At 75.5% G+C, this 12,102-nt stretch carries 7 protein-coding genes; 2 read left to right on the top strand and 5 right to left on the bottom strand.

Features of this window, described 5'->3' with window-relative positions:
- Positions 1–50: 50 nt before the first annotated feature.
- The 5 genes from ACZ7KX_RS19160 to ACZ7KX_RS19140 form a co-directional block, all read right to left on the bottom strand.
- Entirely contained in the window at positions 51–4,790 is a 4,740-nt protein-coding gene (locus ACZ7KX_RS19160) for a DNA repair ATPase (RefSeq protein WP_470327421.1), read from the bottom strand.
- A gap of 121 nt (positions 4,791–4,911) precedes the next feature.
- Positions 4,912–6,942: a flotillin family protein gene (locus tag ACZ7KX_RS19155; protein WP_470327420.1), complete on the bottom strand. Its 2,031-nt coding sequence runs from the start codon at positions 6,940–6,942 to the stop codon at positions 4,912–4,914.
- Between the two features lie 149 nt (positions 6,943–7,091).
- Entirely contained in the window at positions 7,092–7,892 is an 801-nt protein-coding gene (locus ACZ7KX_RS19150) for a hypothetical protein (RefSeq protein WP_470327419.1), read from the bottom strand.
- Positions 7,893–8,167: 275 nt separating this feature from the next.
- The gene (locus ACZ7KX_RS19145) at positions 8,168–9,316 is read right to left on the bottom strand and encodes a PucR family transcriptional regulator (RefSeq protein WP_470327483.1); all 1,149 of its coding nucleotides are present in this window, start codon (positions 9,314–9,316) and stop codon (positions 8,168–8,170) included.
- Positions 9,317–9,428: 112 nt separating this feature from the next.
- A complete protein-coding gene (locus ACZ7KX_RS19140; RefSeq protein ID WP_470327418.1) occupies positions 9,429–10,256 on the bottom strand; it encodes a GntR family transcriptional regulator in 828 nt (275 codons plus the stop codon).
- Positions 10,257–10,614: 358 nt separating this feature from the next.
- On the opposite strand from ACZ7KX_RS19140, the gene ACZ7KX_RS19135 reads away from it, so the two are divergent.
- Together ACZ7KX_RS19135 and ACZ7KX_RS19130 are read left to right on the top strand one after the other, a co-directional pair.
- On the top strand, positions 10,615–11,376 hold the full coding sequence (locus ACZ7KX_RS19135) for a tyrosine-protein phosphatase (RefSeq protein ID WP_470327417.1): 762 nt from the start codon (positions 10,615–10,617) through the stop codon (positions 11,374–11,376).
- A 154-nt stretch (positions 11,377–11,530) separates the two neighbouring features.
- Positions 11,531–12,094 carry a DUF4291 domain-containing protein gene (locus tag ACZ7KX_RS19130; protein ID WP_402805667.1) on the top strand — a complete coding sequence of 188 codons (564 nt, stop codon included), beginning with the start codon at positions 11,531–11,533 and terminating at the stop codon, positions 12,092–12,094.
- Positions 12,095–12,102 lie beyond the last annotated feature (8 nt).

Raw genomic sequence — 12,102 nt, 5'->3', positions numbered from 1 at the left:
CACAGGTGGCGAGGCCCGCTGAGTCCCGGCGGGGCCGGGAGGCCCGGTCGTCAGAGACCCGGGCCCCGCCCCCGTCGGGCGCGCTTCAGCTCCTCCCAGCGCTGCGCCTGCTCCGGCGTCAGGGCGCCGCGCAGCTCGGCCAGCTTCAGCAGCTGTGCCTCCGCCTCGGCGCCCAGCGGCTGGGCCTCGGCGCGGTAGTGGTCGGTGAGGAGGGCGTCCAGCTCGGGCCGGGTGAGGGCGGGGTCGAGGCGCTGGGCGAGCTTGGCCATGTTGCGGTACGAGCCCTGGAGCAGGAACGGCGGCTCGGTGCGGGTGCGGTCGTCCTGGGCCGCGGAGTCCAGGTAGGCGCGGTTGACGGCCAGGACGGTGGTGCGCAGGTGGAGCAGGCCGGCCAGGACGGCCGTCATCCGCTCGACCTCGGCGGCCGGCCAGGCGCCGGTCAGGGTGCCGCCCGGGACGCCCGCGGCACGGGCGAGCAGGGTGTCCAGGTCGGCGCGCTCGGCGGTGGCGAGCGGGGCCAGGTGGGGGTTGGCGGGCAGGGCGTTCTCGATGAAGCTGAGCGCGAAGAGGTCGTCCCGCCCGGCGACGGCGTCGCCGAGGTTCCAGACGTCGGCGCGGTTGGCGAGCATGTCGGGCAGCCGGAAGAGCCGGCCGGACTCGGTGTACGGGTTGGCGGCCATCACCACGGCGAAGCGCTTGCCGCGCAGGTCCCACTCGCGGGCCTCGCCGTCCCGGACGCCGTCGATCCGGCGCTGCGCGTCGCACAGCGGGATGAAGCGCTGCAGGAACTCGGGCGAGGTGTGCTGGACGTCGTCCAGGTAGAGCAGCACGTTGTCGCCGGCGTGCAGGGCGAAGTTGAGCTTCTCGACCTCGCGCCGGGAGGTGGCGTCGGGTGCCTCGGCGGGGTCGAGCGAGGTGACGCGGTGGCCGAGCGCCGGGCCGCTGACGGAGACCAGCAGCAGGCCGAGCCGCTCGGCGAGGTACTCGACGAGGGTGGTCTTGCCGTAACCGGGCGGGGAGACCAGGAGCAGCAGGCCGCTGCGGTCGACCGGTCCGCCGGACTCCGCCGTGCCGAGCTGCTTGGCGAGGTTGTCGCCGATCAGCGGCAGGTACACCTGGTCGATCAGCCGGTTGCGGACGAAGCCGTTGAGCGGGGCGGGCCGGTACTGGTCGAGGCGCAGCCGGGCGTGCTCGGCGGCCAGGAGCTCGCCGCGCAGCTTCCGGTAGGCCCGGTGTCCCGGCACCTCGACCTCCTCGAACTCCTTGACCCGGGCGAGCAGTTCGTCCAGTCGGAGGTCGAGCGCGCCGCCCGCCAGGCGCGGGTGGTCGCCGAGCAGTCCGGTGAGCCGGGTGGCCACCGCGGCGTCCACCGGCCGTCGCGGCAGGGACGGGCAGAGCAGCACGGCGGCGGCCTCGGCGAGGTCGGCCGGATCGGCGTCGGCGGCTCCCGCCGTCAGCCAGGCGGTGGCGAGCTGGCGCCGTACGGGCAGCAGCGCGGGCTCGTCGGGCAGGGCGGCCAGCGCCTCGGTGAGGCCGGCCGACTCGGGGGCGGCGCGGAACTTGTCGAGCAGCGCGGCCGCGCCCGCCGAGTAGGCGAACGCGGGCGATGCGGCGGTGAGTTCGGCCACCAGGTACGGTCCGGCGTCGGCCGCCCCGGGGCCGGCGGACTCCGGGTCGAACTCCGCGACGGCCCGCGAGAGTTCGGCGGCCAGCCCGTCGAGCGCCGGCACACCGCCGAAGGCCTGCCGGGCGAGCCCGAGCGATCGGGCCCGGGTGTGCCAGAGCAGCCGCTGCCGCTCGTCGGCGCCGTGCGCCCAGTACAGCTGCGCGGCCGCCCGGGCGGCCGCCGGGTGCCGCAACAGGCCGGCGTCGGAGCCGAGTTCGATCAGGGCGCGGAGCAGCAGCGCCGCGTCGTGGTCGTGCACGCCGCGCTGGTAGCCCTCGTCCGGCCGCTGCTCGGCGGCCCGCCGGACGTGGTCCAGCAGGTCCGCGTCGGCGGAGAGCGAGCCCGGCTCGGCGGCCAGCAGCAGACTGGCGGCGAGGTACTCGGCGCGGTAGAGCTGCGGGGTCTCCGAGGGCAGCGGGCGTTCCCAGTAGCGCTCGGTGGCGGCGAAGGCCGGGTCGGTGACGGGGGAGCGGTAGTCGGTGCCGGTGAGGGTGAAGGCGGGGCGCCCGCGCCAGGGCACGAGGGCGAGTTCGGGCCGTCGGGTGGTGACGGCGAACAGGTGCCGGCCCAGCCGCAGGGTGCCGGGGCCGTCCCCGGCGAGTTCGGCGCGGTCGCGCAGGGCACGGTGGGCGCGGCCGCGGGCGGCGCGCAGCCGTCCGGTCAGCTCCTCGGCCCGGACCCGGTCGCCGAGCGCGGTCAACTGTCCGGCGAGGTCGCGGAGTTTGACGGCGGTCGGGTCGGCGGCGAGCGCGGCGTCGATCTCGGCGGCGGTGTCCAGCGCGGTCAGGCGCCGGTGCAGGGTGTCGAGGATCCGCTCGGCGGAGGCGGCGAGCCGGTCGGCGCGGCGGGCCCGTTCCTCCAGCAGGTGCTGGCGGCGGGCGGTGAGCGCGTCGTGGATCCCGGTGCGCCGCTCGGCGAGCTGCTCGCCGAGGGCCGGGTCGGCGTCGGCGAAGCGGGTCTCCAGCTGCTCGATCCGCAGCAGGAGCCGGCCGAGTTGGTCGTCGCAGGCCTCCGGGGTGTCGGCGGCGGCGAGCGCGGCGGTGGTGGCCTGGGCGAGCAGGGCCGTCTCGGCGGCGAACTCGGCGGCGGCCTCGCGGGTGCGCAGCTCCCGGCGGCGCACGGTGAGCGCGGTCCGGGCCCGGTTGAGCAGCCCGAGGACGTCGGCGAGGCGGTCCAGGATCGCGGTGCGGGTGGTGGCGTCGGCCAGGTCGAGGGTGCCGACCAGCTCCGAGACGGTCTGCAGCGCCTCGCCCTGGGCGTTCAGTTCGAGGCCCAGCGGCTCGGCCTCGGCGGCGGTCGCGATCACGGCGCACTGCTCGGCCAGTTCGGCGGCCCGCCTTCGGTGCGGTTCGAAGGCGGTGGGTTCGGCCAGCTGGCCGACGGCGCGTTCGGCGGCCTCGGCCAGGCCCTCGGTGAGGTGCGCGGCGAGCGCGTCGATCCGCTCGGCGTCGGCCCGCGGCAGGTCGCGCAGCGCCTCGACCCGGCCCTGGGCGCGGCGCAGCGCGGCGAGCCGGTCGACCCACTCGGCGGCGTCGGCCAGGGTCTCGCCGCGGGCGGTGCGCAGCAGGCCCTCGACGTGTTCGGCCGCCTCGCCGGTCTGCCGGGCGGCGTGCGCGGTGAGCTGGGCGATCGCCTCGTACTCGGCGATGACCTGCCGGGCGGTGCCGCGGATCTCGGCGAGCGGTGCGGCGAGGTCGCCGAGGCCGCTCTGGCCGAGCCAGTGGTGGCGGTCGGCGGTGCGGGTGCAGGCGGCGAGGACGGCCCGGTGGCCGGCCGGGGTGTCGGCGCCGGCCGCGGCCAGCCGGGCGAGCGCGAGGCAGTCGGCCAGGCCGCGTACCAGGTCGGCGTTGCCGATGCGGGCCAACGGCCCGGTGCCGGGCGGCTGCCGGGCGGCGAAGCGCTCGCTGGTGAACGGGGTCTGCCAGAGCTGGACGGGGTGCAGCCGGGTGGGCCCGTCCTCGGCCGGGCGCAGCGCGATCAGGGTGCCGTCGGCGAGCAGTGCGTACCCCTGGCAGGACAGCGGGGTGGCGGCCTCCTGGCGGACGCTGTTGTACGGCTGCAGCAGGGCGCGGCCGTCGGCGGGGGAGCGGAACTCGTACAGCACGTCCTCGCCGTTCGGCGAGACGACGGTGCGCTCGTGGACCAGGCCGTCCACGGGCTGGTCGAAGGTGCGTACGGTGCCGTCCGTCAGGTGGCAGCCGCCGGGGAAGGCCACGCCCTGGTCGGCGGGCAGCCGCAGGCAGGCCTGGCCGAGCGCGTCGATCCGGGTGACCTTGCCGGTGGGCAGGTGCACCACCAGGTGCCGGACGCCCTCCTCCTGGTACGGGCGCACGCGCACCAGCAGCAGGGTGCCCAGGCGGGCGTGGGCGATCTGCGCGTCGGCGAGGGTCTGCAGGGCGTCGGCGAGCGGCTCGTGATGCAGCTCGCGGCCGTCCGGGGTGGTGAGGGTCAACCGGCCGCCGTCGACGCCGAGGTGGAGCTCTCCGGTCAGGTCGGCGCGGGGCGGGCGGCCGGGGCCGGCCGGCAGCTGGTCGTCGCGGGTCAGTGCGGTCCAGGCGAGCTGCTGCCCGTCGGCGGGTGTGTGGTCGCGCTCTCCGCGCCCGTCCAGGTAGGCGGGGCGGGCGTCGTCGGCGTCGTCGTCGAGGCGCCAGCGCAGCACCCGGACGTCGGTGGCGGCCGGGCCGGTGCGGAAGACGGCGAGCAGCCGCCCGTCCACCGGCCGCAGGCGTTCGAGGCGGGCGTCGCGGAAGTAGCGCCGCAGGTCGGCGAGGTCCTGGCGCAGCCGGGGGTCGTCCAGCAGGGTGCCCTCGGCGGGGGCGGGGGAGAGGTCGGGGCCGTGGAGGCCGAGGACGTCGGTGAAGTCCTCGGCGCCGTCCGTGACCTCGGTGGGGCGGGTGCCGAGCAGGAGCAGCCCGCCGGCGGCGGTGAGGTCCTGCGGGAGGCAGGCCCGGGCGGTGGTGAGCCGCCCGGTGCCGGTCAGCCGCAGCTCCCCGCCGCCGAACTCCTCGACCCGGCGGGCGTTCAACGCCTGTGCGCGGTCGGCGAGTTCGGCGGCGGCCCGGGCTAGCCGGTCGCGCAGGACCTCGTAGGTGCCGGCGTCGAGCCGGTCGTCGAGGACGTCCACGGTCAGTTCCTCAGGTACTCGGCGGATCGTTGCTCGGAGCGGTGTTGCCCGGAGCGGTGTTGCCCGTTGCCCGGAGCGGGTGCTGCCCGTTGCCGGGAGCGGTGTCGCCCGGAGCCGTGGGCTACTTGGAGCCGTTCAGTGCGGCGCCGCCACCGGCCAGCGTCCCGATCGGGGTCTCGGCGATGCCCAGCTTCCGTGCCGAATCCAGGAGTTGGCGCAGCTGTCCGGACTGCGCGCCGGCGCCCGAGCCGATCAGCTGCATCAGCAGCGCGGAGACCGTCAGGTTCTGCACGTCCGCGGTGGAGACCGAGGACAGCACCCGGGTGAGGTCCTCGGTGAAGCTGGCCCGTCCGTCCAGCCAGGGGCCGGCCAGGGTCTGCGCGGTCTGCGAGTGGCCGACGAAGGCGTCCACGCTCTTGCCGGCCGTCACCGACTGCACCAGCCGGTCGAAGAAGACCGAGTCCCCGCCGACGATGTCGATCTTGGCCTTCTCCAGTCCGGTCGCGACCAGCGCGGCCTGCGCCTCGGCGATCTGCCGCTGCGCGTCCAGCCCGGCCAGCCGGACGTCCTTCTCGGCGGCCAGCCGCAGCCGGTACTCCTCGTGCTCGCGCGAGGCCTCGTCCAGCTTGGCCATCGCGGCGGCCTTCTCGGTCAGGCCCTCGGCCTCGGCCTTCAGCTTGGCGCCGACCTCCAGCGCGGCGGCCTTGGCCTTCTCGGCCTGGACGACGGCCTCGGCGAGGCCCACCTTCTCCACGGCCGCGGCCTCCTGCTCCCGCACCTGGACGCGGGCCAGGCCCTCGGCGGCGGCCTCCGCCCGGACGCCCTCGGCCATCCGGATCTTGGCGGCCGCGTCCAGCTCGGCGGCCTGCTGCCGGGCCTCGGCCAGCACCAGCGCCTCGCGGGCCTTGTGCGTGGCGGCCTGCTCGGCGGCCTCGGCGGCCTTGATGTCCTTGACGAGCTTCTCCTGGGCCTCCGCCTCGGCCTGGATGACGACCGCCTTGCGCACGCGCTCGGCCTCCTCGGTGGCGCGCAGCGTCTTGACGGCCTCCTCCTGCTCGGCGACGGTCCGGTCCACCGCGACCCGCTCGCGGACCACGTCGGCGACGTCCCGCTTGGCGGACTCGACCTCCTTCTCCTTGGCGATCGAGGCGAGTTGGGTCTCCCGCTCGCGGCCGACGACCTCCAGCAGGCGGTCCTTCTCGATCCGCTCGTTCTCCACCGCGATCACCCGCTCGCGGTTCTTCTGCGCCACCGCGACCTCGCGGGCCTGGTTCTCCCGCTGCACCCCGAGCAGCTCCTCGGTGCGCAGGAACGCGGTCTGCGCGTTGAGCCGCTCCTCCTCCTGCACCCGGGCGATCACCGCGTCCTCCTTGGCCCGCAGGGTCTCGATCTCGCGGCGCTGGCGGATCTCGGCGTCGGCCTGGCGCCGTTCGAGCTCCAGGACGGTCTCCCGGGCGTCGACGTTCTGCCGGGTGATCTCCTTCTCCTCGGTGCGCTGGTACTCGTTGGTGCGCACGTGCTCGATCGCGGTCAGCTCGGTGATCTTGCGGATGCCCTGGGCGTCCAGGATGTTGTCGGCGTCCAGCTGGCTCATCGGGGTCTGTTCGAGGTGGTCGATGGCCGCGTCCTCCAGCGTGTAGCCGTTGAGGTCGGTGCCGATGACCGCGATGATCTGGTCCCGGAACTCGTGCCGGTGGGTGTACAGGTCGGTGAAGTCCAGTTGCTTGCCGACGGTCTTGAGCGCCTCGGCGAACTTCGCCGCGAAGAAGTCCTGGATCGCCTGCGGATCGCTGGCCCGGGCGGTGCCGATCGACTGCGCGACCTTGACGACGTCCTCGACGGTCTTGTTCACCCGTACGAAGAAGGAGATCCGGATGTCCGCGCGGATGTTGTCGCGGCAGATCAGGCCGTCCCGGCCGGCCCGGTGGATCTCCACCGTCTTGGCGGTGATGTCCATCAGCTCGGCCTTGTGGATGACCGGTAGGACGATCGCGCCGGTGAAGGTGACGTCCACCTTCTTCGTCCGGGAGACGATCAGTGCCTTGCCCTGCTCGACCTTCTGGAACAGGCGGCCCACGAAGAGCAGCATGGCGAGCACGATGAGCAGCACGACGGCGACGAGTACGCCGAAACCCACGGCGATGGTGTCCATCACGGAGTCCTTTGACGATGGAGACGGTGCGAATAGGAGAGTTGGGGAAGTGGACCGACGGGGAGCGCCGGACGGGATCCGGCGGGTTCGGGCCGTCAGGTCGGGGCTGCCGGGTTCGGCTGTCGGGTTCGGCTGTCGGGCTCGGGCCGTCAGGTGAGGCCCGGCGGCGACGGGTCGAAGGGCGCCACCAGGAAGTGCTCGCCCTCGGCGTCGTAGTCGAAGATCAGGGCGGTCCGCCCGACGGTCAGCTCGGGTTCCGGGGTGGTCGTGCGGACCTGGACGGTCGCGGTGGAGCCGTCCTCGGCGGTGACCTCGGCCTGCCCGAAGTCGGCCGTCACCCGGCCGGTCCGGATCACGCAGACCCGGCCGACGAAGTCCCCCCGGGTGGTCGGCCGGTCCTGCGGGAAGAGCCGCCGCAGCGGCTTGACGAGCACCCGGGTGCCCGCCCAGGAGGCGACCAGCGCGACGGCGAACACTCCGCCGCGCGCCGGCGCCCCCGAGGTGAGCACGGTGCCGGCCAGGCTGACGAACCAGGCGAGCGCGACCAGCAGCGACACCGCCACCGTCACGGGCACGCCGCCCAGCCCGAGCGCGTCCAGCACGCCCCCGTGGTGGCCGGCCCCCGCGCGGGTGCCGTCACCGCCGTTCCCCCCGTCGGAGCCGCGCCCGTCGGTTCCGTGCCCGCCGTGTGCCACGTGGTCCCCGTGTGCCACGTGGCCCCCGGCACCGTGCCCCCCGGCACCGTGCCCGACGTGGCCCGCATGGCCGACGTGACCGGCATGCCCGGTATCCAGGTGGTGCCCGACGCCGTGCCCCCCGTGCAGGGCGTCGAACCCCAGTCCGCCGAGCAGCATCAGCAGCCAGTACCCGACGACGACCACCAGCGCGAAGCTGAACAGCGCGGTCGGAAAGGCCAGCGCGGCCGCGAAGAACTCCCCCGTCCCGGCCACGCTCCCCCGCCTTCCCTCGGCACCGCGCTTCGGCGCCGGGGAGATCATGGCAGTGGAGGAGCCGGCCGCACATTGCCAGGATCCGGCAATCTTTACGGCTCTTTGACACCCTGGTACGCGCGACCCACGTGACACTGCAACAGCCGGGCAACAGAACGGCCGCCGGACTGTCGCAGCGGGCCCGCGCGGGTTTGGCGAACGGGCTCGGCGAGCGTCCGGTGAGCGGTTTCGGCGGGCGGGTTCGGCGGGCGTTCGGTGACGGCTCGACGCCGGACCTAGAGCGGCTGCTCCGGCCAGTTCAGCAGCCGCGCGCCCATCGCCGCGGTCTCCAGCGTGAAGCGCTGCAGCGCGTCCGACGGGTCGTACCCCGTGAGCGCCTTGATCCGCTCCAGCCGGTAGCCCAGCGTCCGCACGCTCAGCCCCAGCCGCCGCGCCGCCTCCGCGTTCACGTACGCGGCCTCCGCCTGCACCGCGATGGTGTCCAGCAGGGGGCGGGCGCCGCCGCGCGCCTCGGTCAGCGGGCCGAGCACGCTGCGCACCAGGTCCGCCATGGCCGCCCGGTCGCGCATCAGCACCGGGAAGACCAGCAGCCCCTCGGCCTTCAGTTGCCGGGTCGGCAGGTTCAGGCGCTGCGCGTAGTCCAGCGCGTCCAGCGCCTCCTCGTAGCTGCGCAGGACCCCGCTCGGCCCCGAGTGCCGACGGCCGGTGGCCACCCGCTGCACCGGGCGGTAGCCGGAGCCCGGGCGCAGCGTCAGATCGGCGAAGGCCTCCAGCACGGCCCGCTCGGAGTCCGGGGCTATGCAGACCAGCCGGCCGTCCTTGCCGGCCAGCAGGACGTCCCGCTCGCCGAACCGCCCGGCCAGTTCCCGCTCCACCCGGTGCACCATCGGGTGGACGTCCGCGAAGGGCTCGTCGCCCACCGCGACCGCCACCGTGTACGCACCCGCCAGCCGCAGTCCGAACCGCTCCGCGCGCTCGGCGAGCAGGCCGAGGTCGCTGCGGCCGAACAGCAGGTCGTCGATGAACTCCCGTCTGGCCGACTCCTCCTGACGAATCGCCAGGCGCTGTGCGCGCTCGTGCCCCTCGCCGAGTGCGGCGAGTGCGGCGTCGGTGGCGGAGAGCACGGCGTCGCCCATCCGGCGCAGTTCGTTGACGCTGGTCGCCGAGGCCGTTCCGGGCAGCGTCTGCCAGGCCCGGCGGGCCGCCGCCAGGCAGTGCGCCACCACCTCGCGCAGCCCGTACCCGGCCTCGGCGCAGTGCTCGCCGAGCCTGCGCAGACCCTCCAGCTCGTCGCGGCGCAGCAGCCGGCCGGTGCGGGAGACGTCGGCGAGCAGGACGAGGTAGGCCTCGGCCAGCTCGGTGGGTATGTCGTGCTCGATCCCCTCGGTCACCTTGTCCTGCCATCCCCCGAACGACCTGGTGATTCGGCGCTGAACACTAGCAGGATCGATACGGTCGGAGGCCGGTGCCGCCGCACTCGGGGCCCCTGCGCCGCCCGGCCTGCGCCCCTCGGCGCCGCCTGCCCGGGAGCCCGCGCTAGCGGTCGCGGAAGTGCAGCACGAACCGGGCGCTGCTGCCGTCGATCCGCCGCCGCACGTACAGGGCCGGGGTGCCGTCCGGGGTGCAGCTGACGCCCTCGCGGACGAGCAGTGCGGTGCCCGGCGGGACGCCCAGCAGTTCGGCGTCGGCGAGATCCGCGCCGACCGCGCCGAAGGCCCGCCAGTCGTACTCCAGCTCCACTCCGGCGGCGCGCGCAAGGTCCAGCACGAGGTTCCCGGGGCGCCCGGGCCGGACCAGCTCGTCGGGCAGCGGGCCGAACGGGACCCAGTAGCTGCAGGCGGCCCGGGCCCGGCCGCCCAGCCGGATCACCGAGTCCACCCGGGACAGCTCGCCGGGCTCGCGCCCCAGCTGGCGGGCCGCCTCCGCGTCCTCCGCCGCGCCGGTGACGGGCGGCGCGGCGACGACGAACTCGCCGTCGTCCTGAGCGCCGGCCGGGCCGCCGTCCCGATCGCCGCCCTCGTCGCCGTTCCGGCCGGGGCCGTGGCTGCCGGCGGGCAGGGCGGCGTGGACACTGCCGAGGTCGAAGCGCTGGCTGCGCGGATCCACGGTGATCGACACGCGGACGGCGGGCGGGCGGACGAAGGTGCCCACGCCCCGGCGGATCTCCACCACGGCCGCCCGCTCCAGCTCGGCGACCGCCTGCCGCACGGTCAGCCGGTTCACGCCGAACTCGGTGCTCAGCTCCGGCTCGCTCGGCAGCCGGGCGCCCGCCGGGTACGTGCCGGCGTCGATGCGCTCCTGGAGCCGTCGCGCGAGGCGGCGGTACAGCGGGGTGCTCGGGGTGCTCGGAGGGTTGGTCGCCACACGGTCGATCCTACGAAGCCCGCCGCCCCGGAACCGCCGCCCCGAACCCGCGGCCCCGGAGCTGCCGTTCCGAACCCGCCGTCCCGAACCCGCGGCCCCGGAGCTGCCGTTCCGAACCCGCCGTCCCGAACCCGCGGCCCCGGAGCTGCCGTCCCGAACCCGCGGCCCCGGAACCGCCGCCCCGAGCCCGTCGCCCCCTTCCGGGTCGCCCCGGCGCACGGACGGGGGTGGGATGGAGGGAGCGCCGTCGGCCGCCGCTTGCCCGGCGACCCCCGGAGGGGTTAGACATCTAGACGTCTAGATGTCCGTCCGGATGCCCCACCCCTCCCGAGCGCGGCTCCACCGAAAGGCCTCACGCATGTCCCTGGTCAACTTCCGCGACGCCGCCGTCCTCGGCGACCCCGAGGGCCGTCGGGTCCGCCCCGGCGTGCTGTACCGCTCCGCCCAGCCGTTCCCGGCTGCCGACGAGGCCACCGTCGCCCAGCTGCGCGCCTGCGACATCCGTACGATCGTCGACCTGCGCGACCTGCGGGAGACCGACCCCGCCGACTGGGCCGCCGCCGAGGCCGCCGGGATAGCCGTCGTCGCGGCCCCGGTGAACCCCGCCGCCGACACCCTCACCGCGCGGATGAGCACCATGACCACGGCCGCCGACCTCGGCGACTTCTACGTGCTGCTGGCCGAGTCCGCCCCTGAGGCGGTCACCGCCGCCGTCGAGGCCACCGTCCGCCCCGGCGCCGTCCTGCTGCACTGCGCGGCGGGCAAGGACCGCACCGGCCTGCTGACCGCCCTGCTCCTCGACCTCCTGGGCGCCTCCGCGGACCGCATCGTCGCCGACTACGCCCGCACCGCCGACGCCCTCCCGCAGATCTTCGCGGGCCTCGCCGAACGCCACCGCGCCGCGCTCAACGATTACTCCCCCTCCCGCGTCACCGACTCCCAGGGCCGCCACCTCACCATCCCCGCGCCCCTGCTGGAGGCCCCGGCCGAGGCCATGTCCGTCTTCCTCGACCGCGTCCGCACCCACCACGGCGGCGCCGCCTCCTTCCTCCCCGCCTGCGGCGTCCCGGCCGCCACGATCACCGCCTTCCGCACCAAGGCCGGCGCCGGCGTGAGCTGACCCGACACCCCCGGGGCCCCGCCGCCCCGCCCGCGCGGCAATTCCGTTGCGCCGCCCCGCCCGCCCTGGCAGCGTGCCCGGCGGGGGACGCTGCCAGGACGGCAGAGGACGGCGGAGATGCGCCGGGGAGCAGGGAACCAGGGGGTGCGCCGCGATGACCGCGCTGCGGGAGATCCGCGCCGACCACGACGACCGGACGATCGTGGTCTACCAGGCCTACCCGCCCGCCGTCGCGGACGCGGCGCTGGCGGCGGGACGCTTCGTGGCGCCGTTCGGCTTCCACCGGATGACGTGGATCAAGCCCTCGTTCCGCTGGCTGATGCACCGCAGCAACTGGGCGCAGAAGCCGGGGCAGACCCGGGTGCTGGCGGTGCGGATCACCCGTGAGGGCTGGGAGGACGCGCTGGCCCGGGCCGTGCCGACCACGGCGCACCCCGACGAGCTCGCCCGCGCCGAGGTCCACGTCCAGTGGGATCCGGAGCGCACGCTGCGCGGGGCGGCGCTCAACCACTACAGCATCCAGGTGGGCGTCGGCCGTTCGCTGGTCCGCACCTTCGCCGAGGAGTGGGTCACCGGGCTCACCGACCTCACCCCGCAGGTGCGGCGGATCGCCGCGCTGGTCCGCGGCGGGCAGGGGGCGAAGGCGCAGCGGCTGCTGCCGCCCGAGCGCCCGTACCCGCTGCCCGCCGCGACCGCGCAGCGTCTCGGCCTCGGCTAGGGCCTGCC

The organism is Kitasatospora sp. NPDC038210 (assembly GCF_055600605.1).
The sequence above is the reverse complement of the archived record's forward strand: the minus strand, read 5'-3'. Positions and strand labels throughout refer to the sequence as shown.